Annotated in this window: 20 protein-coding genes; 15 read left to right on the top strand and 5 right to left on the bottom strand. The window is 66.6% G+C overall.

Annotated features, from left to right (window positions below; all coding sequences use genetic code 11):
• Positions 1-23 precede the first annotated feature (23 nt).
• The 4 genes from ACIQCM_RS03985 to ACIQCM_RS03970 form a co-directional block, all read right to left on the bottom strand.
• On the bottom strand, positions 24-833 hold the full coding sequence (locus ACIQCM_RS03985) for an anti-sigma factor domain-containing protein (RefSeq protein WP_400603200.1): 810 nt from the start codon (positions 831-833) through the stop codon (positions 24-26).
• Position 834: 1 nt separating this feature from the next.
• On the bottom strand, positions 835-1,443 hold the full coding sequence (gene sigK / locus ACIQCM_RS03980) for an ECF RNA polymerase sigma factor SigK (protein WP_400603201.1): 609 nt from the start codon (positions 1,441-1,443) through the stop codon (positions 835-837).
• Between the two features lie 220 nt (positions 1,444-1,663).
• Positions 1,664-2,131 carry a tRNA (cytidine(34)-2'-O)-methyltransferase gene (locus ACIQCM_RS03975; protein ID WP_400604246.1) on the bottom strand — a complete coding sequence of 156 codons (468 nt, stop codon included), beginning with the start codon at positions 2,129-2,131 and terminating at the stop codon, positions 1,664-1,666.
• A 42-nt stretch (positions 2,132-2,173) separates the two neighbouring features.
• Entirely contained in the window at positions 2,174-3,115 is a 942-nt protein-coding gene (locus ACIQCM_RS03970) for a J domain-containing protein (RefSeq protein ID WP_400603202.1), read from the bottom strand.
• A gap of 134 nt (positions 3,116-3,249) precedes the next feature.
• Between ACIQCM_RS03970 and ACIQCM_RS03965 the strand changes: the two genes are divergently transcribed.
• The 8 genes from ACIQCM_RS03965 to ACIQCM_RS03930 all read left to right on the top strand — a co-directional run bounded on the left by ACIQCM_RS03965 (position 3,250) and on the right by ACIQCM_RS03930 (position 13,098).
• On the top strand, positions 3,250-4,488 hold the full coding sequence (locus tag ACIQCM_RS03965; RefSeq protein WP_400603203.1) for a cysteine desulfurase family protein: 1,239 nt from the start codon (positions 3,250-3,252) through the stop codon (positions 4,486-4,488).
• Positions 4,489-4,653: 165 nt separating this feature from the next.
• Positions 4,654-5,784, top strand: coding sequence for a tRNA 2-thiouridine(34) synthase MnmA (gene mnmA / locus ACIQCM_RS03960; RefSeq protein WP_400603204.1), 1,131 nt, complete (start codon positions 4,654-4,656; stop codon positions 5,782-5,784).
• Positions 5,785-5,963: 179 nt separating this feature from the next.
• Positions 5,964-7,598, top strand: a complete 1,635-nt coding sequence (locus ACIQCM_RS03955; RefSeq protein WP_400603205.1) for an ABC transporter substrate-binding protein — start codon at positions 5,964-5,966, stop codon at positions 7,596-7,598.
• A gap of 116 nt (positions 7,599-7,714) precedes the next feature.
• Positions 7,715-8,806 carry an ABC transporter permease gene (locus ACIQCM_RS03950; protein ID WP_400603206.1) on the top strand — a complete coding sequence of 364 codons (1,092 nt, stop codon included), beginning with the start codon at positions 7,715-7,717 and terminating at the stop codon, positions 8,804-8,806.
• A 1-nt stretch (position 8,807) separates the two neighbouring features.
• A complete protein-coding gene (locus tag ACIQCM_RS03945) occupies positions 8,808-9,833 on the top strand; it encodes an ABC transporter permease (protein ID WP_400603207.1) in 1,026 nt (341 codons plus the stop codon).
• Positions 9,830-11,542, top strand: coding sequence for an ABC transporter ATP-binding protein (locus ACIQCM_RS03940; RefSeq protein ID WP_400603208.1), 1,713 nt, complete (start codon positions 9,830-9,832; stop codon positions 11,540-11,542). The genes ACIQCM_RS03945 and ACIQCM_RS03940 overlap by 4 nt, the downstream gene beginning before the upstream one ends.
• A 90-nt stretch (positions 11,543-11,632) precedes the next feature.
• Positions 11,633-12,040, top strand: a complete 408-nt coding sequence (locus tag ACIQCM_RS03935; protein WP_400603209.1) for a chorismate mutase — start codon at positions 11,633-11,635, stop codon at positions 12,038-12,040.
• 2 nt (positions 12,041-12,042) lie between these two features.
• Positions 12,043-13,098 carry a hypothetical protein gene (locus ACIQCM_RS03930; RefSeq protein WP_400604247.1) on the top strand — a complete coding sequence of 352 codons (1,056 nt, stop codon included), beginning with the start codon at positions 12,043-12,045 and terminating at the stop codon, positions 13,096-13,098.
• A 72-nt stretch (positions 13,099-13,170) separates the two neighbouring features.
• Here ACIQCM_RS03930 and ACIQCM_RS03925 read toward each other — a convergent pair whose 3' ends face one another.
• Positions 13,171-13,893: a DUF4166 domain-containing protein gene (locus ACIQCM_RS03925; RefSeq protein WP_400603210.1), complete on the bottom strand. Its 723-nt coding sequence runs from the start codon at positions 13,891-13,893 to the stop codon at positions 13,171-13,173.
• A 193-nt stretch (positions 13,894-14,086) separates the two neighbouring features.
• Between ACIQCM_RS03925 and mtrA the strand changes: the two genes are divergently transcribed.
• The 7 genes from mtrA (at position 14,087) to secA (ending at position 24,271) form a co-directional block, all read left to right on the top strand.
• Positions 14,087-14,761 carry an MtrAB system response regulator MtrA gene (gene mtrA, locus ACIQCM_RS03920; protein ID WP_400603211.1) on the top strand — a complete coding sequence of 225 codons (675 nt, stop codon included), beginning with the start codon at positions 14,087-14,089 and terminating at the stop codon, positions 14,759-14,761.
• Positions 14,736-16,559: an MtrAB system histidine kinase MtrB gene (mtrB, locus tag ACIQCM_RS03915; RefSeq protein WP_400603212.1), complete on the top strand. Its 1,824-nt coding sequence runs from the start codon at positions 14,736-14,738 to the stop codon at positions 16,557-16,559. The genes mtrA and mtrB overlap by 26 nt, the downstream gene beginning before the upstream one ends.
• The gene (locus ACIQCM_RS03910) at positions 16,556-18,274 is read left to right on the top strand and encodes an LpqB family beta-propeller domain-containing protein (RefSeq protein WP_400603213.1); all 1,719 of its coding nucleotides are present in this window, start codon (positions 16,556-16,558) and stop codon (positions 18,272-18,274) included. Before mtrB ends, ACIQCM_RS03910 begins: the two co-directional genes overlap by 4 nt.
• 183 nt (positions 18,275-18,457) lie before the next feature.
• A complete protein-coding gene (locus ACIQCM_RS03905; protein WP_400603214.1) occupies positions 18,458-19,234 on the top strand; it encodes a ComF family protein in 777 nt (258 codons plus the stop codon).
• Positions 19,235-19,434: 200 nt separating this feature from the next.
• Positions 19,435-20,160: a ribosome hibernation-promoting factor, HPF/YfiA family gene (hpf, locus tag ACIQCM_RS03900; protein ID WP_400603215.1), complete on the top strand. Its 726-nt coding sequence runs from the start codon at positions 19,435-19,437 to the stop codon at positions 20,158-20,160.
• Between the two features lie 31 nt (positions 20,161-20,191).
• Positions 20,192-21,415 carry a winged helix-turn-helix domain-containing protein gene (locus ACIQCM_RS03895; protein WP_400603216.1) on the top strand — a complete coding sequence of 408 codons (1,224 nt, stop codon included), beginning with the start codon at positions 20,192-20,194 and terminating at the stop codon, positions 21,413-21,415.
• Between the two features lie 114 nt (positions 21,416-21,529).
• Positions 21,530-24,271 carry a preprotein translocase subunit SecA gene (gene secA / locus ACIQCM_RS03890; RefSeq protein ID WP_400603217.1) on the top strand — a complete coding sequence of 914 codons (2,742 nt, stop codon included), beginning with the start codon at positions 21,530-21,532 and terminating at the stop codon, positions 24,269-24,271.
• The last annotated feature ends 5 nt before the right edge of the window (positions 24,272-24,276 follow it).

The raw sequence follows: 24,276 nt of genomic DNA, 5'->3' as shown, positions 1-24,276 counted from the left end.
AGGCGCCTGCGCGCGCAGCTTACCTACGCTCCCAGCGGCGCCGCAGCGACCGTGGGAAGCGTCGGGGATGCGGAACCACCGGCAGGCTCAACGGTGATGCCAAGCGCCGCGGCGGACGAAATTCCCTTGACCATGGCCGGCTTGGAGAGGGCGTCGGCATCCATCAGCCCCTGCGACACCGGCGCCGAACCGTCCTTGGGGATCAGCCACATCTGGTAGACCTTGCCCTCGGGCGGAGCCGGAACGCCGCTCATCTTCACCACGGCGGCGTCCTTCTCGGAGGAGATGAGGACGGTGGCCGTGCCGCCGCCGGCAACCTGTACCGAGGCCTCGCGGACATCCTGGGCCCGGACCACCTGGTTCATGGGGTCGTTCTGGTCAGCGAGGTAGGAGCCGACGCCCACGCCGCCCAGGGCGATGGCAGCTGCTGCCGCCACGCCTGCCAGCCAGCGGCGCGTGGCAGGGGGCCGGCGGAGCTTCCGCTCCCGGGCCAGGGACAGCTCGTCCGTGGCCGGCGCGTGCCCGGGCGCGGGGGCCGGCATGGTGGCCGGAAGCTGGGCCACGATACGGTCGAAGAGTTCGGCCGGCGGCTCTTCTTCGGCCCGGAACGTCAGTGCCAGTGTTTCCCTGGCCCCGCGGACCCGCTCGAAGAATGCCGTACGTTCGGCCTCGGGGGCGGCTGAGATATAACCGTCAATGGCCTGCCGCTCCTGCTCCGTGACCGCGTCCAGGGCGTAGAGCTCGGCCAGGTCCACGGCACGTCCGGACGCGAGGTCCGCGGCTATGGCGTCCCCGAAGGATCCGGTGGAGCGTCCCTTGTTCATGTCTGTCATCTCAACTCACCCCCAAACAGGTTTTCAATCGGATCAGCCCGTCGCGTATGCGGGACTTGATGGTCGGTACTGCAGCGTTCAGTTTTTCGGCGACTTCCCGATAGGTCAGCCCGCCGTAGTAGGCAAGGCGCACGGACTCCTGCTGGGTTTCGGTCAGGGTACCCAGGCACCGGACCACGGCTTCGGCTTCGAGCCTGCTGCCAACCTCGTCCGAGACCGAGTCATGGTCGATTTCCTGGGTGGTGGCCCCATACTTGGCTTCGCGGTCCGTTGCGGACTGCGACGAACGCACCCGGTCAACGGCGCGGCGGTGCGAGATGGTCATCAGCCAGGAGAGCGGGCTGCCGGCACGGGGATCGAACTTGGCCGCGTTCTGCCACACCTGGAGGAACACCTCCTGTGTGGTGTCCTGGCTCAACTCGGGGTCGATGAGCACGCGGCGTGCCATGCCGAAGACCCTGCGTGAGGTCAGCTGGTAGAACTCCGCAAAGGCTGCCTGGTCACCGCGGCCCGTGCGTTCGAGCAGGACGGTAAGGCGCTGGCTGAGATCAGCCGGAGGCTCGGTCACCGCGGCCGCGGCCTCGGAATTGGGAGCATTGGGAGTTTCCATTACTACCAAGCATAAGTCTCCCGGCGGTGATTCCCGGGCAGTTGGTCCGGCGCGACGGGTTCGTGCACGCAGATCCGTTCCCAGCAATGTCACGTGCACCTCCCTGCGTCTCCGTGGAACATTCCATTGTGGAATGTCCTCGAATGTCATTCGGTGCGCAGCGCCCGGCGGATGGGTGGGCATTCCACCCACGCCCCGGGACGGGGTTTTGCCGGTGCCGTCAGACTCGCGCGCCGGCGAAGCCGTGCTGGCGCCAGGCTTCGTAGACGGCGATGGACGCCGCATTTGCCAGGTTCAGCGAGCGCAGGGCGGGGCGCATGGGCAGCCGTACCGTGGCCGTCACATGCGGATCGGACTTCAGTTCCGCGGGCAGCCCCACGGATTCCTGGCCGAACATCAGCACGTCCCCGGGCTGGTAGTTGATATCCGTGTAGCTGGCGGAACCGTCCGACGTAAACGCATAGACCCGCCCTGGCTGCAGGTGCTGCCACGCGTCCTCGATGTTCCGGTGCACGGTCACGACGGCGAGGTCGTGGTAATCGAGCCCGGCCCGCTTCAGCTTGGCGTCCGAGAAGTCGAAGCCCAGCGGTTCCACCAGGTGCAGCTCGGCGCCGGTGATGGCTGCGAGCCGGATGGCGTTTCCCGTGTTGCCGGGGATTTCAGGGGAGTGGAAGAGGATGCGGAACACCATCCCATCCTAGCCGCGCGGGAAACGGGCTGCGCAGGGGAGTCAGTGCATCCCGCGCAGGAGCCGCGCCAGGACCGGAACGTTCACTGTGTTGGGCGCCGGGCCGGAGGAAAGGAAGTCCTTAACCCCGCGCACCATCCCGGCGGCGTTGACCACCCTGACGGTTTCCAGCTCACCGGCGGCCCTGCGGTGCTGGTCGATCACGGGCTCGTGGAGGTTGCCCCCGGGGCTAAGCACCACGGTCCAGCCGGTCACGTTAAGTTCGGGAAAGACGTCCTGCATGGCCCGCACCACTCCTGCCAGCCGCGGCGGCGGGATGGACCGGCCGCCATGGTTCAGGGTCTGGCCGTTCCAGGCGTACGCGCCCTTAGGCAGGAGCATGGAGCCGATGAGCGCCAGCCGGTACCCGGAAAGCACGGCGTGGTCGATGTGGCTGTTGTCGGCGGGGGACTGCAGGCCGTTGATCAGCCGCGCCGCGGGTATTGCGGGCAGGACCTGCCTGGTGATCAGCTGCACGGTCCGCAGCTCGCGCTGGATCCGGGCTTCGGCACCGAAGATTCCGCGCTTGCGGGGCTCCCCGTGGACCTGCCGCGCCGCCACCGCCAGGGGGATGAGCGGCACCGTTCCCGGTGCCAGCCCTTCGTACGGAGGAAGGTACGACGGCGGATCGCCGGCGGTGTTGCGCTGCTTTCCGGGGCGGTGGACCGTGGCCGAGGCCCGGCTTCCCGCCGCCGGTGCGTCGAAGTGCGGCTCCTCGGGCACGGCTGCGCCTGCACCGGCAGCATAGGAACGGTCGTAGGCCTTGCGCCGTTGCGGATCGATCAGCGTTTCATAGGCGGCAGTGACCCTGCGGAACGCTGCCGGATCCCCGCCATGGTCCGGATGGGCGGCACGGGCAGCGCGCCGGTAGGCCACTTTGATTTCCTTGTCGGTGGCGGTGACCGCCACCTTCAGGACCTGGTAGTGGCTGCTGCTCTGGGTCAAGCACTCATCCTTTGTTCGGGCGCCGTGCGGGGCCGGCCGTGACCCCAGTTTATGGGTCACTCCAGACAACGACTCCCGCCCGGCTCCGGGTTCCCGGCCCGGCCCGCCGCGACGCGGGCGGCTAGAATTACAGGGTGTCCGTTTACCTCGACCATGCAGCCACCACGCCCCTTGCGGCGGAGGCGCTCGCCGCGCTGACCAGGGAGCTCGCCCGCCCCGGCAACCCCTCCTCGCTCCACGGTTCCGGCCGCAGGGCTCGGCGCGCCGTGGAGGATGCGCGGGAAACGATCGCCGCGGCAGCAGGCGCGCACCCTTCCGAGGTGGTCTTCACGTCAGGCGGCACAGAGGCGGACAACCTCGCCGTCAAGGGCCTGTACTGGTCCCGGGTGGCCGGAAACCCGGCACGGCGCCGGATCCTGTGCTCCGCCGTCGAACACCATGCCGTCCTGGACACCGTGGAATGGCTGGAGCGGCACGAGGGTGCCGAGGTCTCCTGGCTGCCCGTCGACGCCGAGGGCACAGTGGACCTTGCGTTCCTGGAGGCCGAACTCCAACGGGAACCGGAAACCATAGCCCTGGTCACGGTCATGTGGGCCAACAATGAGGTGGGCACCATCCAGCCCGTCGGCCGGATCGTGGAACTGGCACACGCCGTGTCCGTCCCCGTCCATTCCGATGCCGTGCAGGCCTTCGGGTCGCTGCCGGTGGACTTCAAGGCCTCCGGGCTGGACGCGATGTCCATATCCGCGCACAAGATCGGCGGTCCAGTGGGCGTCGGCGCCCTGCTTCTGGGCCGTGCCGTCAAACTGACCCCGCTCCTGCATGGCGGAGGACAGGAACGGGATGTCCGTTCCGGCACGCTGGATACGGCCTCCATCGCGGCCTTTGCCGCGGCTGCCCAGGCCGCGACGGCGGGCCTGGAGGCCGAAGCAGCCAGGCTCAGCGCGCTCCGTGACCGGCTGACTGACGGGGTGCGGGAGTTGATTCCGGAGGCGGTCCTCCGTGGTGCCCCCGGCAGCCGGCGCCTGCCGGGCAACGCGCATTTCACCTTCCCGGGCTGCGAGGGCGATTCCCTCCTCTTCCTCCTGGACCTTGCCGGCATCGAGTCCTCCACCGGCTCTGCCTGTACCGCTGGCGTGCCGCGGCCCTCCCACGTGCTGCTCGCCATGGGGCTGGACGAGGAGGCCGCCCGGGGTGCGCAGCGCTTCTCGCTGGGGCACGCTTCGGTGGCGGCCGACGTCGATGCCCTCCTTGCAGCCCTGCCTGACGCTTACGCCCGGGCCAGGCAGGCCGGAATGGCCGGGCACGAATCCTCCATCCAGACAGCGGCTACGGTCGCCCGCCGGGCCGGCAGCTCTGAACCACCGCTCTGACCGCGGCCCTGACCGCGGCCCTGACCGCGGCCGGGTGTCGGGGGAAGAGTTCTGCCGTTCGGGGATTTGCGCCGGTCCGTAGAATAGAGAGGCGAGGACCTTTCCGGAGACAGCCGGCGGTCCGTCCCTTCCGGCCACAGGGCCGGCCCCCAACAGAAAGCCAGTATGCGAGTTCTAGCAGCAATGAGCGGCGGCGTGGATTCCGCCGTCGCAGCCGCCCGCGCCGTCGAGGCGGGACACGACGTCGTCGGCGTCCACCTGGCGCTGTCCCGCATGCCCGGAACCCTGCGCACCGGCAGCCGGGGCTGCTGCACCATCGAAGATTCCCGCGACGCCTGGCGCGCCTGCGATGTCCTGGGCATTCCCTATTACGTGTGGGACTTCTCGGAGCGCTTCAAGGAAGACGTCGTCCAGGACTTCATCGATGAGTATGCCGCCGGCCGCACCCCCAACCCGTGCATGCGGTGCAACGAGAGGATCAAGTTCGCCGCCCTGCTTGAAAAGGCCATCGCCCTCGGGTTCGATGCGGTGTGCACCGGCCACTACGCCAAGGTCATCGAGGACGCCCACGGCAACCGGGAACTGCACCGCGCCGCCGACTGGGCCAAGGACCAGAGCTACGTTCTGGGCGTACTGACCCATGAACAACTCAAGCACTCGATGTTTCCGCTGGCCGACACCCCGTCCAAGGCCGAGGTCCGTGCGGAAGCCGAACGCCGCGGCCTGTCCGTGGCCAACAAGCCGGACAGCCACGACATCTGCTTCATTCCGGACGGCGACACGGCCGGCTGGCTGGCGGAGAAGATCGATATGTCCACCGGCGACATCGTGGATGAATCCGGCACCAAAGTGGGTGAGCACGCCGGCGCCAATGCCTTCACCGTGGGCCAACGCCGCGGCCTGAAGCTCGGCACCCCCGCAGCCGATGGCAAGCCCCGGTTCGTCCTGGAGATCAGGCCCAAGGAAAACAAAGTGGTGGTGGGCCCTGAGGCGCTGCTGGCCATTGACGAGATCAAGGGCATCAAGGTGTCCTGGGCGGGGCTGCCCATCGCCGAGGTTGCCACCGGCGCGGAGTTCGGCTGCCACGCGCAGGTCCGTGCCCATGGCGATCCCGTGCCTGCCCGTGCGTGGATGGAAGCCGGAACCGACGGGACCGCCGAGGGCCTCGTGGTCCGGCTCGATACGCCCCTGCGTGGTGTGGCCCCCGGACAAACGGTGGTGCTCTACCAGGGCACGCGCGTGCTGGGGCAGGCAACCATCGATGCTGCGCGGTCGCTTCAGCGCGCCGAGCTCTAGGACTGCCTGCCAGCTGATAGCCGGCAGGTAAAGTTTGTGTCTCAACTCACAGGATGTCCCGTCCTGAGGGTTGACTCTCTGATTGAATCGGGAGCATCAACACCGAATGCTTCCCGCCTGTGCAAATGAACCCTCAGACGGTCGGCGGGTGCACGATTCATCGGACAGAAAGTTCACAGATGACCAAGAGCAACAAAGTCCTGCACGGCGCCATCGCGCTGGCAGGTATTTCCGCCCTCGCCTTGACGGCCTGCACGGGCCCGGCCGGCGGCGGAGGGACCTCAACCGGCGGTGCCGGCGGCAGCTCCATTACCTTCGGAACCACGGACAAGGTAGTCACGCTGGACCCTGCCGGTTCTTATGACGCCGGCTCCTTCCTCGTGATGAACCAGGTCTATCCATTCCTCATGAACTCCAACCCGGGCTCGGCCGAAGCCAGCCCGGACATCGCTGAATCGGCGTCGTTCACCTCACCCACGGAGTACACCGTGAAGCTGAAGGAGGGGCTGAAGTTCGCCAACGGCCACGCCCTGACGGCTTCGGACGTGAAGTTCTCCTATGACCGCGTGGTTAAGATCGCTGACCCGAACGGTCCCGCCTCGCTGCTGTCCAACCTGAAATCCGTCGAAGCCAAGGACGACACCACGGTGGTGTTCACGCTTAATGCCGCCAACGACCAGGTATTCCCCAGCATCCTCGGAACCAACACCGGTCCCATCATCGACGAGGAAGTGTTTCCGGCCGACAAGATCCTGGGGGACGACGAAATCGTGGCGGGGAAGCCGTTCGCCGGGCCCTACACCATCGACAGCTACAAGAAGAACGAGCTCGTCAGCCTCAAAGCGAACTCTGACTACAAGGGGCTGCTCGGCAAGCCGGCCAACGACAGCGCTGTCATCAAGTACTACGCCGACTCGAACAACCTGAAGCTGGACGTCCAGGGTGGCAATGTGGATGTGGCCGGCCGCAGCCTGACCGCAACCGACGCTGCCGACCTGGAGAAGGATTCCAAGGTCAAGGTCTACAAGGGACCGGGCGGTGAACTGCGCTACATCGTCTTCAACTTCGACACCATGCCGTTCGGCGCCAAGACCCCACAGGCTGACCCGAAGAAGGCCCTGGCAGTGCGCCAGGCCATGGCGCACCTGGTGGACCGCCAGGCCATCTCGGACCAGGTCTACAAGGGCACCTACGTGCCCGCCTATTCCGTCGTGGCAGACGGGCTCCCCGGCGCCACGCAGCCGATGAAGGACCTGTACGGCGACGGCAGCGGCAAGCCGAGCCTGGACAAGGCAAAGAAGGCGCTTTCGGACGCCGGCGTATCCGGCACGGTGAACATCAAACTGCAGTACAACCCGGACCACTACGGCAAATCCTCGGGCGACGAGTACGCCATGGTTAAGGAGCAGCTCGAAAAGTCCGGCCTGTTCAAGGTGGACCTGCAGTCCACTGAGTGGGTGACCTACTCCAAGGCTCGTACGGCGGACGCGTACCCCGTCTACCAGCTGGGCTGGTTCCCGGACTACTCAGACGCTGACAACTACCTGACCCCCTTCTTTATCCCGGGCAACTTCCTGAAGAACCACTACGAAAACTCCGCAGTCACGGATCTGATCAAGAAACAGCTCCTGACTCCCGAGAAGGAAGAGCGCGAGAAGCTCATTGGCGAGGCACAGGAAGCCGTGGCCAAGGACCTCTCCACGTTGCCGCTGCTCCAGGGCGCGCAACTGCTCGTGGCAGGCTCGGAAGTCGAGGGCGTCGAGAAGACCCTTGATCCGTCCTTCAAGACGCGGCTTGGCGTACTTTCCAAGTAGCAGCAACCGCAAGCGGCTCCCAGGAGTCTGAGGCGGGACGCCGAACCGGCGTCCCGCCTCCTTCCGTTACACCGGACACACAGGGCCACCGCCCGTCCTCCCGAACTTAGGTACCAATGACTACATTGATAGACGCACCGCCCAGCGATGCGGACGGGATCCTCCCGTCCAAGAAGAAATCCGCAGGCGGCGGCCTGGGCCAGTACATCCTGGTCCGCTTCCTGCTTATCTTCCCCACCGTCCTCATCCTCGTCACCATGGTGTTCTTCCTCATGCGCATCACCGGCGATCCCATTACTGCCGCCATGGGCGGACGGCTCCCTCCAGACCAGTTGCAGGAGCGGATCCATGCGGCCGGCTATGACCGGCCGCTGCTGCTGCAGTACTTCGAGTACCTTGGCCAACTCGCCACCGGCAACTTCGGCACCACGCTGTCGGACAACCGCAAAGTCACCGAGATGCTGACCACCTATGGGGCTGCCACGCTGGAGCTGAGCATCAACGCCCTGGTCGTCGCCCTGGCGGTAGGCATTCCCCTCGGCATGCTGGCCGCCCACCGCCGTGACCATCTGTCGGACGCGGCCCTGCGGATCTTTGCGATCCTCTGTTACGCCACGCCGGTGTTCTTTGCCGGTCTCCTGCTAAAGCTGGTGTTTTCAGTCTGGCTGGGTTGGCTGCCGGTAGCAGGCCGGGCCAACACGTCAAGTGAACTCGCCCTTACGGCGCTCCAGGCGCCGACGGGAATCTACTGGCTGGATTCCCTGCGCAGCGGCAACATGGCTGCCCTGGCCGACGTGCTGGCACATGCTGTGCTGCCCGCGCTCGCCCTGGGCCTGTTGACCGCCGGGATCTTCCTGCGGTTGGTGCGCACCAACGTCATCGGAACCCTCGGCAAGGACTATGTGGAGGCGGGGCGGTCCCGCGGAGTGAGTGAATTCCGGCTGGTGACCAAGCATGCCTACAAGCCCGCGCTCATTCCCATCATCACGGTGATGGGACTGCAGATCGCCGTCATGCTGGGCGGTGCAGTACTGACCGAAACGACCTTCGAATGGAAGGGCCTGGGCTTCCAGCTGGCCAACTACCTGACCGCGCGGGACTTTGTGGCCGTCCAGGGCATCGTGGTCCTGCTCGCGGTCATCGTTGCAGTTACCAACTTCGTGGTGGACATCGTTGCCGCCCTGATCGACCCCCGAGTGAGGTACTGACGTGAGCACAGACTCCGCAATCGAACCTGTCGCCAACCCGAGGGCCCCCTTTATCCGGCGACTGCCGGTCGTGTCCCACTTCAACAAGAGCATGGGGCTCCAGCGGGCAATGCTCGTGGCCGGTCTGACGCTGACAGGCATCTTCCTGGTGACGGCCCTGGCGGCGCCCCTTCTCGCACCCTACGGCTTCGCCCAGTTATCCGACGCCGAAGGCAGCTTCCCCACGCAGCAGGCGCCGGGCGGCAAGCACCTTCTGGGCACCACGGTGGGCGGCTACGACGTCCTGTCCCGCGTGATCTGGGGTACCCAGACGGCACTGATGGTGATCGTGGTGGCAGTGATCCTGTCCATCTTCGCCGGTGTGGTCCTGGGCCTGGTCAGTGGTTACCTCGGCGGCTGGCTGGACCGCATCCTGGTGGTGGCGGCTGACGCCATCTACGCCTTCCCGTCGCTGCTGGTCGCGATCGTGATGGCAATTGTCATCAGCGGCGGCCAGTCCAGCCTTGCCGGCGGCATCCTTGCCGCGGCCATTTCGATCACCGTGGTCTTCATCCCCCAGTACTTCCGGGTGATCCGTGCCGAAACCATCAGGCTCAAATCCGAACCGTTCGTCGAGTCGGCCAAGGTGGTGGGCGCTTCCAACATCAGGATCATGGGCCGCCACATCTACCGCAATGCCACCAGGACGCTTCCGCTGATCTTCACCCTGAACGCCTCAGAGGCCATCCTTACCCTGGCCGGCCTTGGCTTCCTGGGCTTCGGCATCGAGCCCAGCTCCGCCGCCGAATGGGGTTTCGACCTGAACAAGGCGCTCGCGGACACCACCTCGGGCATCTGGTGGACCGGGCTGTTTCCGGGTCTGGCCATCGTATGGACCGTGCTGGGACTGACCCTGGTTGGCGAGAGCATCAATGACCTGAACGATCCGCGGCTGCGGGGACGCAGACGCGCCCGCAGCGCGCCAGGCGGAGCCGGCCCGGCGGCCCGGTCTCCGCAGCGCTCCGCGGCAGAAGGAGAAACATCATGAGCACCCAGGCCGTACCAGCACAGCAACCGTCGAAGGACGTCCGTCCCGTACTGGACATCGACCACCTCCAGGTCACATTCGCCACTGACGGCGGCCCGGTCCGGGCCGTCAAGGACGTCAGTCTGGAAGTGGGGGCCGGTGAAGTGGTGGCCATCGTCGGAGAGTCCGGATCAGGCAAGACAGTCACGGCCAAAACGATCCTGGGGCTCCTGCCGGAAACCGCCACCAGTACCGGTGCCGTGCTGATCAACGGCGCGGACGTCATCAGCGTCAGCGCGGCCCGCCTCCGGCAGATCCGCGGGCGGGATGTGGCGATGGTGTTCCAGGAGCCGTCCACGGCACTGAACCCCGTGTTCACCGTTGGGTGGCAGATCGCCGAGGGTATCAGGGCGCATTCGGGCCAGGACGGCGGGAAGCGCGTCACCGCAAGGGAAGCCAGGGGCAGGGCGGTTGAAGCACTCCGCAAGGTGGGTATCCCTGACCCTGAACACCGGGTGGACTACTACCCGCACCAATTCTCCGGGGGACAGAAGCAGCGCGTGGTCATCGCGGCCGCGCTGGCCTTGAACCCGGGGCTCATCGTGGCCGACGAACCCACTACCGCGCTGGACGTCACCGTCCAGGCCGAAATCCTGGAGCTCCTCCGGGACCTGCGGGACAAATACGGCACCTCCATTGTGCTTATCACCCACAACATGGGGGTGGTGGCGGACCTTGCCGACCGCGTGGTGGTGATGTACCAGGGAGACGTCGTGGAAGAAGCGGCGGCGCGCACGCTGTTCGCCGAGCCGCGGCAGGATTACACCCGGCAACTCCTCGCGGCCGTACCCCATCTGGGCCGGAACTCGGCATCCCAGGGCCTGACGGAACGCGCACACCAGGACGCGGAGGTAGTGGTCTCGGCCAAGGACCTGGTAATCGAGTACCCCGGCAGGCTGGGAACGCCGGCCTTCCGGGCCGTTGATGGCGTCAGCTTTACGCTGTCACACGGAGAAGTCTTCGGCCTGGTAGGGGAGTCGGGTTCCGGTAAAACCACCATCGGCCGGGCGATTGCCGGGCTGACCCGCACCACGGGGGGAAGCCTCAACGTACTCGGGTACGAGATGCTCAATCTGAAGGAACGCACGTTCAAGCCGCTCCGCAAAGACATCGGGTTCGTCTTCCAGGATCCCGCGGCGTCCTTCAACCCGCAGCTGACCATCGGCGAGTGCATCGCCGAACCCATGCTGATCCACACGCGGCCATCCCCGCCGGAGGCGCGTAAACGCGTCGGCGGGCTGTTGGAATCAGTCCAGCTGCCGGCGTCGTACGCTGCGCGCTACCCGCACGAACTCTCCGGCGGGCAGCGGCAGCGGGCATCCCTGGCGCGGGCACTGAGCCTCAGCCCGCGCCTGCTGATCGCGGATGAGCCGACGTCGGCCCTGGACGTTTCGGTTCAAGCGAAAGTACTGGAGTTGTTCCGGGAGATCCAGCAGGAATTCGGCTTCGCGTGTCTCTTCATCAGCCATGACCTGGCTGTGGTGGACATCCTGTCCACGTGGGTTGGCGTCCTGTACAAGGGGCGGATGGTGGAGCAGGGGATAGGCAGCCAGGTCATGGGAAATCCGCAGCATGACTACACGCGCCGCCTGATCGCGTCCCTGCCGGTCCCCGATCCTGACGAGCAGGCACGGCGGCGGGAAGCGCACCGGGCGCTGTTGGCGCGGTGACCGACCGGTGTTAAGCGCCGGCGCCGGACCCGTCTGCGGGCCGGCGCTTAACACCGGCGGCGGTTCTTCGGCTGCCCATAGACTGGGAGTATGACGCAGCACAATCCCCTCTCTCCCGCGCCGGACGAGTACGACCCCTCCGCCAGTTCGCTGGCAGGCCATGTGGACAACTCGGTGATGGCTGAACTGCTGTCCATCCGTTCCAGCATCGACAACATCGACGCCACGCTGGTGTACCTCCTGGCGGAGCGGTTCAAGGCGACGCAGAAGGTTGGCTTCCTGAAGGCCGCCCACCAGCTGCCCGCGGGGGACCCGGGACGGGAGACTGCCCAGATTGCCCGGCTCCGCAGGCTCGCCGAGGACGCGCATCTTGACCCGGCGTTCGCCGAGAAATTCCTGAACTTCATCATCGGCGAAGTCATCCGCCATCATGAGGCCATCGCCGAGGACCACCAGGCGGCAGCCGGGCAGCAGCCGCAGGCGCCGGCCCGCGCGTGAGTGTGGAAGAACGGCACGACGGCGGCGGACCGGGCAGGCAGGCACCGCCGGCTGAGGTGACAGCCACCGGGCTCGGGTCGTGGCCGGGGGAGGACCCGCTCGAGGCGGCACGCATCATCCGCGGGGAGCTGGGCAGGCCGCACCTGCCCTTCCTCGCCGAACTTCCCGCGCGCGGCGTGGGCTCCGATGCGCTGGGGCGGACGGCCTGCCTCCTTGAAGAGCTGGCCGTCGATGTGCAGCCGTACGGTTGGCGGCTCGTGGACCGGCCGGGCAAGGACCTCCGGCGGGCGGCGTCGGCACTCTCCACGGACATTAATATCCTGGCGGACGTGGCGGGGGCCGAGGACGTGCCCGCCGCCGAGATCAAGATCCAGCTGGTCGGCCCGCTGAGCCTTGCCGCCGGACTGCACCTCCACAACGGCGAGCGGGCACTGCTCGATTACGGGGCGCGGCGCGACCTGGCTGAATCCTTGGCCGCAGGCGTAGGCCGCTACCTTGCGCGGGTGGGGGCGGCAGTGCCCGGTGCGCGCCTGGTGGTGCAGTTGGATGAACCGGATATTGCCGCCATCCTGGCCGGCGCCATACCCACCTCCAGCGGTTACCGGACCCTGCGGGCCGTCCCGGGCTCGGAAGCCCGCGAAGCCTGGCGGGTGGTCACCGCAGCCCTGCGTGCGGCCGGAGCCGACGAAGTGGTGGTTGCAGTGCCCGAAATCGAAGCACCCTTCGAGCAGATCCTTTCCGCCGGGGCAGACGGGATAGCGGTTCCGGTCAGAGCCCTGACGTTCCGGCAGTGGGAACAGCTGGCCGGGGCCGTGGAGGCCGGGCACCGGCTGTGGCTGGGTGCCCTGGACGTCTCCGGCCCGCAGCTTCAGTCCACGGCGGCTGCGGTGGACTCAGTATGGCGCCCGTGGCGGGAGCTCGGCCTTCGCGCGTCCGGCCTGGCTTCGCTGCGGGTCACCCCTTCGGCCGGTCTTGCCGGCCATACGCCGGCACAGGCCACGGCCGTGTTGGGCAGGGTCACGCAGGTGGCGGACGGGCTCAACCAGCTGGCGCACTAATAGCCCCGGCGTTCGTGCGCCGCCCCGCCGCGTCCGGATCGGCCTGGCGCGTCCGGGTCGGCCTGCGCGGCGTCAGACCCGGTTCTCCCAGCGGTCCGGCTGCGCGTAGCGCGGCAGGAAGCTGCGGGCCTTGCTTGCCCCGGTGTAGGTGCGGAGACGATAGTCGAAGCTTCCGGCGTAGACCAGCACCAGGCCGGCCTGGGGCTGGATGACCTTGACCTGGATCCGGTGCCGGCCCTCCGCATCGTCCCACCACTGTTCCGCGTAGGCCTTGGCGTCCAAGGCCGCCGGGAGCGCGATCCTGAGCGGACCGGCGAAGAGCCTGGCAGCCTCCGATACGCCGCGGAGCCGGCCTTCCCGGGTGACGCTCAGGTTCAGGTCGGTGACCATGTTCCGGTGCCGGCCCACATAGTCCACCAGCCGCGTCTCCGGCCGGGGGACCCCGCTGCCATGGTCCCTGACCGCGCTGGTGGTGTCCTGGAAGATCCGGGTCCTGCCGGGAAACCGGATCTCACGGCGGGCCGTCAGGCTGGACCGGCCGAACGGATCCTGGTGTGCATGGTTCTCGATCCGGAACGGGATGTTTTCGCCGTACTCCGGGAAGAACGCCTCCTCCCCGGAAGCCAGCCGGAGCAAGGGACGCAGCCACTCCTGCCGGCACCCCACCACATCGAAGGTTCCTTCGCCCACGCCGTACTTGCCGGAGCCGGGAACCAGGGAAAAGTATTCCTGGAGTTCGGGCTGGAGGCGGGCAAAGTCCGCGCCCAGCGCCTGCCGGTAGATGGGAATGTTCATCGTTGACCTCCTGCTGGTGAAGCGCTGCCGGGTGGGGCCGGGGCTGCCCGCACGTGCCGGGTACGGACTGGCCGGCGCGGCACGGAAATGCGCGTGCCCCCAGCCTATAGTTCCGGCGTCGTACGTTCCCGCCCGCGCCATGCCGGGCGGCGCTCAGCACGACAAAGCCTGGTTCATAAGGGAATATATAACTATGAAGGCACGCATTCTGGTTGTTGACGATGACGAAGCGCTGGCCGAAATGATTGGGATTGTCCTCCGTAACGACGGATTTGAACCGGTCTTTTGCGCGGACGGCGCACAGGCCCTTGACGTATTCCGCTCATCCCGGCCGGACCTGGTCCTGTTGGACCTCATGCTTCCCGGCGCGGACGGCATCGAGGTCTGCCGGCAAATCCGGGCTGAATCGGATGTGCCGATCGTGATGCTCACCGCCAAGTCGGACACGTCGGACGTCGTCCGTGGACTGGAGTCCGGTGCAGACGACTACGTGCCCAAACCGTTTAAGCCGGCCGAGCTTGTGGCCCGCGTGCGTGCCCGGCTCCGGCCCGGGGACCAGAAGGCGCCCGAGACCCTGCGGATCGCAGACATCACCATCGACGTCGCCGGCCACACCGTCAGCCGGGGCAACGAGCGGATCTCGTTGACCCCGCTGGAATTCGACCTCCTGGTGGCGCTGGCACGCAAGCCGTGGCAGGTGTTCACGCGGGAGCTGCTGCTTGAGCAGGTGTGGGGCTACCGGCACGCCGCGGACACGCGCCTGGTCAATGTCCATGTGCAGCGGCTGCGGTCCAAGATCGAACAGGACCCCGAAGCTCCCGAGGTCGTTTTGACGGTGCGTGGTGTCGGCTACAAAGCAGGGGCCTGATCCCCGGCCCGTGCCGGACCACCCCGACTCGGTGACGAACCGCCTTCACCGCCTCTCCTTCCGATCGCGGATCTGGCAGCGGCGTGCGCTCATCGTGGGCCTGCGCGTATGGCGCCTGGTGCGGATGGGCTTCCGCCGCCTACTGCCCGCGGTCCGTTCTGTGGGGCGCATGCTGCACCGCCGGTGGCGGCGGTCCCTCCAGTTCCGCACGGTGCTCACAACCCTCCTGCTCGCCGTCACCTCCTTCGCTGTGGTGGGCGCGTACCTGTCCAACCAGATCGCCCACAACCTGTTCCAGGAACGGCTCACCCAGGCCGAATCCGAAACCCGCTACCACGTCAAACAGGTCCAGGAAACTTTCGACGGCGCACAGGTCACCGACCAGTCCAGCGTCATCACCCTGGTTTACGACACGCTGAACGCGGTGGAGGGCCGCGGCTCGGTGATCCAGCGCCGGTACGTGTTCGAAGCGGTTCCGGAGCAAACCAAGCCGCGCAACCGGTGGGTTGAGTCCCGGGCCTCGGACCAGCTGACCGTCAGCGTCATTCCGCCCGAACTGCGCAAGGCCGTGCAGCAGTCCGGCAAGGACCAGTACTGGGCATCCACCGTCATCCCCGTGGGTACCGAGGACCGCCCTGGGATCGCCGTGGGCAACAAGGTGACCTTCAACGGCACCGTCTACGAGCTCTACCTGATCTATGACCTGAACACCGCACAGCAGACCCTGGACGAGATACAGGGCGTGCTGTGGGCCGGCGGAGCGGTCCTGGTCCTGCTGATCGGCGCAGTTGCCTGGTACGTCACACGCAATGTGGTCAGCCCTGTCAGCCACGCGGCCACCGTCTCGGAGAAACTCGCCGCCGGCCAGCTGCAGGAACGCATGGTGGTCCGCGGCGAGGATGAGGTGGCCCGCCTCGGCGCCTCCTTCAACCACATGGCCGCGAGCCTGCAGGAACAGATCACGCAGCTGGCCACGCTGTCGCAGATGCAGCAACGGTTCGTGTCGGACGTCTCGCACGAGCTGCGGACGCCGCTGACTACCGTGCGGATGGCCGCCGAGGTCCTGTACGACGCCCGGGAAGACTTCGACCCCATCAACAAGCGCTCGGCGGAGCTGCTGTACAACCAAGTGGAGCGTTTCCAGTCCCTGCTCTCCGACCTCCTGGAGATTTCCCGGTTCGACGCCGGCGTGGCGGTCCTCGATGCCGAGCCGGAGGACATCGTGCAGGTCATTTCGCACGTGATCGACGGTGCCGCGCCGGTGGCCGCCCAATACGGTTCCGAGATCATCCTCCGCGCGCCCGCGGAGCCCATCATTGTGGACATGGACGCCCGCCGCATCGACCGGATCCTGCGCAACCTCATCCTAAACGCGGTGGAGCACGGGGAACGCAAATCCGTGACGGTCACTGTGGCGGCCAACGGCAACGCAGTCGGGGTGGCTGTACGGGACCATGGCATCGGCATGGAACCGGCCGAGGCCGCCCGGGTGTTTGACCGGTTCTGGCGTGCTGATCCTGCCCGGGCCCGCACTACCGGCGGCAGCGGCCTGGGCCTTTCAATCGCCATGGAGGACACCAAGCTGCACAATGGCTGGCTGCAGGCGTGGGGCAGGAAGGGCAGCGGCGCGAACTTCCGGCTGACCCTGCCCTTGCGCCAGGGCGAGGAAATCGAGGCCTCGCCGGTCCAGCTGGAACCGGGGGACATTGTGTTTCCCGGGGGACCTGAATCACGCACCATGGTGCTGCTGGAGCCAGGATCGCTGGCTCCCGCCGCCACGACGAAGGAGAAGGAATGAACGGCCCCGCACCGAGGCAGGCGCCGCTGGTGGCCTTCATGCTCGTACTGCTGGTCCTGGTCCTGCCCGGTTGCGCCCGTATCCCAACCTCCGGGCCCGTGGGCAAGAGCAGCGAGGGCAGCGCCGGAAACGTCAGCGCACCCGTCTTCCTGCCTGCCGCACCCCAGCAGGGGGCAGCGCCGGAAGCCATCATCGACTACTTCTACCGGGCCGGCAGCGGCTACGAAGACGACTACGCCGTGGCGCGCCAGTACCTGACGCAGGCCTCTTCCGTGTCCTGGCGGCCCGACCAGCGGGCCCTCGTCTACAGGGACGCGCGGGTGGTGCCGACAAGGACTGAAAACGTCTACAACTATGAGCTGGACGTGGCCTACACGGTTGATGCGGATGGCATCGCCACGCAGTCACCCGAAGGAACCGTCGAAAGGATTCCGGTCACGGTGGCTCAGGTGGACGGCGAATGGCGGATCTCCGACATTCCGGATGGAACGGCCATCCCGGAGGAGACCTTCAAGGTCATTTACGGCGCCTACCCCATCTACTTCTACGACCCCACCTTCACCTACGCGGTTCCGGACGTCCGGTGGTTCATAAAGAACAAGACGGTCAAGGCAATGACCAGTGCCCTGCTGGCCGGGCCCGCGCCCTACCTGCGCGGCGCCGTGGCCAGCGCGTTCCCGTCGGGGATCAAGTTGGCCCGCGAATCCGTCCCGGTGGTGTCCGGAGCAGCCCAGGTGGACCTCACCGCCAAGGAACTCATGGCCACTTCCGCGGAGGACCGCCTGCGGATGCAGATGCAGCTGACGCTCACCTTCCGCAGCCAGCCGGACGTGGTCAACGTGGAGCTGCGGGCCAACCAGGACCTGGTCCGGGTGGAGGACGACGGGACGGTCCTGCCGCCGGTCCAGAACAAGAGCGTTCCATCCCGCCAGATTGCCATCAGTGACAGGGAGTTGGTCCGCTACGAGAACAACCGGATCTCGCCGCTGCCGGACATGCAGCCCGTCTCGTCGCTCAATCCGCGCTATCCGGCGGAGTCGCCGGTATCCCAGGCCGCCGCCTTCCTCAACGCCGGCCGGACCACGCTCTACAGCATCCTTCCCGGACAGCCCGCCCGCGCTCTCACCACGCGCAGCACGCTGACCAGGCCCTCTTTCGACCTCCACGACTGGGTGTGGACCGCCGGGCCAGGCGCCTCCGGGGCAAGCGAGGTGGCAGCCTTCCGGCCTGCCGGAACGGCGGCCGGCGTGACCGTGCCAACCGTGTCGCTCAAACCAGCGTGGCTGGCCGGACGGGCCGTCAAGGAGTTCCGGATGTCGCGCGAGGGCGTGCGGGCCCTGGTGATTTCCGAGCAGAACGGCCAGACCCGGGTCCAGATTACAGGCGTCATCCGCGGCAGGGACGGCACTCCGCGGGAGCTGACCACGCCAGTGACGCTTGCGGCCTCCGGCCAGCCGGATCAGGGAGTCTGGGTTACGGACACTACGGTGGCCGTGATGAAGGGTTCCAAGGCAGCGAACGTGACTGCGGAGCTGCTGTCACTGACGTCCGGCGAGCCCCAGCCGTTGGCACCCTGGCCGGGACTCGTTGCCCTCAGCGCGGGCAACGGGGCGGACGACATATATGGACAGTCGGCCGAGGGCATCTTCCAGCGCCTGGGCAATGGCTGGTCGCCGCAGATCTCAGGGCCATTGGACCCGGCATTCCCCGGCTGAGGACCCGGCGTTATCCACATAGGGATCCTTGGCAGTGCCTAGGCCGGACAGGCCGGGCAGGCTGGGACTATGAGCACCTTGAGGTTCCGGGCAGCGCGGCACAGCCGGCCGCCCGGCCGTGACCCGGACCTTCAACCCCCGCCCGAACATGCAGGCCGCCATCGGTCGGCGCAGCCTTCCGGCGTGCTGCGGTTTGCAGACCAGGTCGCCGGTGCCTGGGAGGACCTGATGGCCTTGGCCGTCCCCGTTGACTGCGTGTGCTGCGGGGCGGAGGACCGGGCGCTGTGTGTTCAGTGCCAACGGCGCCTCAGGTTCCTGACCAGGGAACCGTTCCGGGCGGAGAGCGGCGCACCCGCCCTCATGGACGTCGATGGTTCCGTGCTGCTGCCCGTGGTTGCCGCAGGCGTCTACCGGGAGGAGCTGGCACAGTCGCTCCTTTCCTTTAAGCGCCACGGCCAGCAGCACCTGCGGCAATGCCTCGCCGGCGCTCTGGCGGGGGCGGTGCGGGCAGCAATGCCGGACGACGGCGGGGGCGTGGTTCTCGTGCCTGTCCCCACCGGCACGGCCGCGTACCTCAGCCGTGGATTCAGTCCCGTCCATCTCCTCCTTGCCGGTGCGGTACGGCACCTTCCGGGCGCGGTGGTGGCCGATGTGCTGGCCGGCGGGGGCAGGGAGGGCTGGCTGTCCGGGCGGCCGCACGGGTCCTCCGGCGGGGGCCAGAAGGGGCTCGGGCGGGGAGCCCGGGCCAGCCGCGTCCGGGGTTCCATGCGCGTGCGCCGGCCGGACGTTGCCGGGCGCAGGTGCATCATTGTCGACGATGTCCTGACCACGGGGGCTACCCTGTCCGAGGCCGCCCGGGCACTGCGCGCCGGAGAGGCGAAAGTGGCCGGCGCCGTGGTCCTGGCCGCTGCGCGCCCGCCGGATGCCGCCTTCGCAGGTGGAGCTGCGGTACCGCTGTAGCCCCTCCCGTCAGGGGCCCCGGCCTGGAAAAAAATAAACCAAGAAAAGATGAATAACGCGTGGCGATGAACTAACGTCGGTGGTGGGTACAAAGAACAGAATGTACCTTTCGATGGCGGCTCGGAGAGGGGCTCGACTGTCAGTCAGATCGGCCCAGGGATGTTCCGCCGTCGTGTCACCGAAGTCATTTGGAGGGCACCATGGAGTTTATGATCAGCGGACGAAATCTGACGGTTTCAGACCGGTTCCGTGAATACGCCGGGGAAAAGATTTCAAAGATCGAATCGCTGGGGGATAAGGTCCAGCGGGTCGACGCGAAAGTGTCCAAGGAGACCAATGCCCGGCAGACCGGCGACCAGCTGACTGTCGAAGTGACGGTGCTGGGCAGGGGGCCCGTGATCCGCGCCGAAGCGAGCGCCGCTGACAAGTTCGCAGCATTCGACCTGGCCTATAACAAGTTGCTGGAGCGCCTTCGCCGAGCGAAGGACCGCAAGAAGGTCCACCATGGACGCCACACGCCCAAGGCCGTCCGCGAGGCAACTGCTTCCCTTGAGCCGGCCAGCACGCAGGAGCCGCTCTACCTTGAAGCGAGCCACCGCAACGACGCAGCTGCGGCTACGGCGGAGAAGTCGCCCTATGACGTGGACAACGACATCCCCGCCGGTGACTCGCCTGTCCTGATCCGGCGGAAGGTCTTTCCGGCCGCCTCACTGTCCCTGGATGACGCCGTGGACAACATGGAACTGGTCGGTCACGACTTCTACCTGTTTGTGGACAAGGCCACGAACACTCCTTCAGTGGTTTACCGCCGCCGCGGCTGGACCTACGGCGTGATCACGCTGGACCACGAATGCGAGCCGGGGGATACCGTGGTGGAGGAAAAGATCCTCGCGTACCGCTCGGACGATGCCGCCGCGAACGCCTAGGATGGCGTAACGATCTCCAGAGAGGACTGATGTGCCCGCAAAGCTGAGCCTGCACCAGGCACGGCGGATCGCGTTGGCAGCTCAGGGACTCGACAAGGTACGGCCCGCCGGCCCGGTGACAGCACGGGCGGTGGGCCGCACCTTTGCCCGGCTTCAGTTGGTCCAGATTGACTCTGTCAACGTCCTGGCGCGCAGCCACTTCCTGCCGTTTTTCTCCAGGCTGGGACCGTACGACCGGTCCATCCTGCAGCGGATGGCCAGCAGCCATCCCCGCCGGATGATGGAGTACTGGGCGCACGAAGCCAGCTTCATCCGGCCGGGACACTACCGGGATCTGCTCTTGTGGCAGAAGCGGGAGTGGGTGGGCGCCGGGCGGCTTGATCCGGACGTGCGGGATGCCGTCGCCCGCCGCGTCCTGGACATCCTGGAGCGGTCGCGGCCCCTGACGGCCTCGGAACTGACAGTCCGGATGGGGCATGTTGAGCCGGAACAGGCGGGCGGATGGGGGTGGAATTGGAATACGGTCAAAAGGGTCCTGGAGCACCTGTTCGAAGCAGGCGTGGTGGGCGCCGCATCCCGGACGGAACAGTTTGAGCGCAGATATACGCTGGCGGAACGGATCCTGCCGGTACCCGACAGCGGACCCAGTGACCCTGCCGCCCAGGATGCCCGCGCCGAGGCCCTCCATCGGCTCGTGGAGGCCGCCGCCCGGGCCCATGGCATAGGAACGGTCCGTTGCTTCGCCGACTATTTCCGCACTCCGTTGAAGGCCACCGCGGATTCCGTGGACCACTTGGTGGCCGCAGGGGTCCTGGAACCCGTGACGGTGGACGGGTGGAACCGTACCGTTTTCCGTCACGGCGAAGCACGGCTGCCCCGCCGCGCGGACGGGCGTGCGCTCCTGAGTCCGTTCGATTCCGCAGTGTTCGAACGGCGCCGGCTCGAGGAACTGTTTGGGTTCCACTACCGCATCGAGATCTACACGCCCCGGCCCAAAAGGCGCTTCGGCTACTACGTGCTGCCGTTCCTGCTGCGGGACGCCATGGTGGCCCGGGTGGACCTCAAAGCGGACCGGCAGGGCGGACGGCTGCTGGTGAGGTCAGCGTTCGCCGAGCCGGAAGCACCGGCCGACACCGCAGTCGAACTCGCTGCCGAACTGGCGCTGATGGCAGGCTGGCTGGGACTTGACGGGGTGGAGGTCTACCCGGTGGGGGACCTCGCCGGTGCCCTGTCCGGGGCTGTGGGGAAGGCCTGAGCCCGGTATTCGCTCTCAGGGAAACCGGCCCCCGACCGGTGGTATGTGCGGCGTATCTCTCCCGTAGACTAAAAACGCCAGAATTCGGCGGCATGAGACTGGGAGCATCTTCACGTGGCATCACTTATCGAAAAACTTCTCCGCACGGGTGACAAGAAAACACTCCGGCAGCTGCGGAACTATGCCGACTCCATTAATGCCCTTGAAGATTCCTTTAAGACCTTCACGGATGCCGAGCTCCGTGCCGAGACCGACCGGCTGCGCGGGCGGCACCAGGACGGTGAGAAGCTGGACGACCTGCTTCCCGAAGCTTTTGCCGCTGTCCGCGAGGCCTCGTCAAGAACACTGGGCATGCGCCACTTCGACGTCCAGCTGATGGGTGGCGCCGCCCTCCACCTCGGCAACATCGCGGAAATGAAGACCGGTGAAGGCAAGACCCTGGTGGCAACTGCCCCCGCCTACCTGAATGCACTCACCGGCAAGGGCGTGCACGTGGTCACGGTGAACGACTATCTCGCTGAATACCAGTCGGACCTTATGGGCCGGGTTTACCGCTTCCTGGGCCTCACCAGCGGTTGCATCCTTTCCAACCAGGACCCGTCCGTCCGCCGCCAGCAGTACGCCGCGGACATCACCTATGGCACCAATAACGAGTTCGGCTTTGACTACCTGCGCGACAACATGGCGTGGGACAAGAACGAACTGGTCCAGCGCGGCCACAACTTCGCAATCGTCGACGAGGTGGACTCGATCCTGATCGACGAAGCACGGACGCCGCTGATCATCTCCGGACCGGCACAGGGCGACACCAACCGCTGGTACAGCGAGTTCGCCAAGGTGGTGCTTCGCCTCCAGCCCGGAACCGACTACGAGGTGGACGAGAAGAAGCGCACCGTGGGTGTGCTGGAAAGCGGCATCGAAAAGGTCGAGGACTACCTGGGCATTCACAACCTTTACGAGTCCGCCAACACCCCGCTCATCGGGTTCCTTAACAACGCCATCAAGGCCAAGGAGCTCTTCAAGCGGGACAAGGACTACGTCATCCTGGACGGCGAGGTCCTGATCGTCGACGAGCACACCGGCCGCATCCTGGCCGGCCGTCGCTACAACGAGGGCATGCACCAGGCCATCGAGGCCAAGGAAGGTGTGGAGATCAAGGCGGAGAACCAGACGCTGGCCACCGTTACGCTCCAGAACTACTTCCGCATGTACAACAAGCTTTCAGGCATGACCGGTACGGCCGAGACCGAGGCCGCCGAGTTCATGAGCACCTACAAGCTCGGCGTGGTGGCGATCCCGACCAACCGTGACATGCAGCGGATCGACCAGCCGGACCTGGTGTTCAAGAATGAGACCGTGAAGTTCGACGCCGTCGTGCGCGACATCGCCGAACGGCATGCGAAGGGCCAGCCGGTCCTGGTGGGCACCACCAGCGTCGAAAAGAGCGAATACCTCTCCCGGCTGCTTGCCAAGGAAGGCGTCCGCCACGAGGTCCTGAACGCGAAGAACCACGCCCGGGAAGCAGCAATCGTGGCCCAGGCCGGCCGCAAGGGCGCCGTGACCGTGGCCACCAACATGGCCGGCCGCGGAACGGACATCATGCTGGGGGGCAACGCTGAATTCACCGCGGTTGCTGAGCTTGCCAAGCGCGGGCTGGACCCGGAAGAGAACTCCGAAGAATACGAGGCCGCCTGGCCGGCGGCCCTGGAGGCTGCGAAGCAGTCGGTCAAGGACGAGCATGAGGAAGTCCTGAACCTGGGTGGACTCTATGTTCTGGGCACCGAGCGCCACGAGTCCCGGCGCATCGACAATCAGCTCCGCGGCCGGTCCGGACGCCAGGGCGACCCCGGTGAGTCCCGGTTCTACCTGTCACTGACCGACGACCTGATGCGGCTCTTCAACTCCGGCGCCGCCGAACGCCTAATGAACAGCTCCGTTCCCGACGACGTGGCACTGGAATCCAAGCTGGTGTCACGCGCCATCGCTTCCGCGCAGGGCCAGGTCGAGGGACGCAATGCCGAGCAGCGCAAGAACGTCCTGAAGTACGACGACGTCCTGAACCGGCAGCGCGAGGCCATCTACAGCGACCGCCGGCGGATCCTGGAAGGCGACGACCTGCACGAGAAGGTGCAGTTCTTCGTAGAGGACACCATCACGGCGCTCATCGACTCCGCCACGGCAGAGGGCAACGGTGACGACTGGGACTTCCAGCAGCTTTGGACCAACCTCAAGACGCTCTACCCGGTCAGCATCACGCCCGAGGACCTGATCGAGGAAGCCGGCGGCAAATCCAGGCTGACGGCGGAGTTCCTCAAGGAGGAAATCCTGTCTGACGCCCGTCTGGTGTACCAGGCCCGCGAAGAGGCCCTCGGTTCGGAAAGCATGCGCGAACTGGAGCGCCGGGTTGTGCTCTCGGTCATCGGCCGAAAGTGGCAGGAACACCTTTACGAGATGGATTACCTGAAGGAAGGCATCGGGCTGCGGGCCATGGCTCAGCGCGATCCCTTGGTGGAGTACCAGCGCGAGGGCTTCGTGATGTTCCAGAGCATGATGGAGGCCATCCGCGAGGAGAGCGTCGGGTTCCTGTTCAACCTGGAGGTCGAAGTGACCCCGGCCCGCGATGTTGTGGTGCAGGACGCCGCGGGGGCACACACGGAGCATGTCGAACCGCAGGTTCGAGCGGCCGGGCTGGAAGCCCCTGAGAGACCTGCCCAGTTGCAGTACACAGCGCCCAGCGAAAGCGGTGGAGCGCAGACCAGGGTGGAGACCCGCTCCTCAGGCCCTGGCCGCTCCGGCAACCCTGCGAAGGCTGCGGCCCAGGATGCCGCAAGGCGGGCGAAGAAAAAACGGAACTGACCTGA

The sequence above is a fragment of the Pseudarthrobacter sp. NPDC092439 genome (genome assembly GCF_044754945.1).
GTDB lineage: Bacteria > Actinomycetota > Actinomycetes > Actinomycetales > Micrococcaceae > Arthrobacter.
Note: the sequence above shows the minus strand (reverse complement) of the source record. Positions and strands in the feature narration are given on the sequence as shown.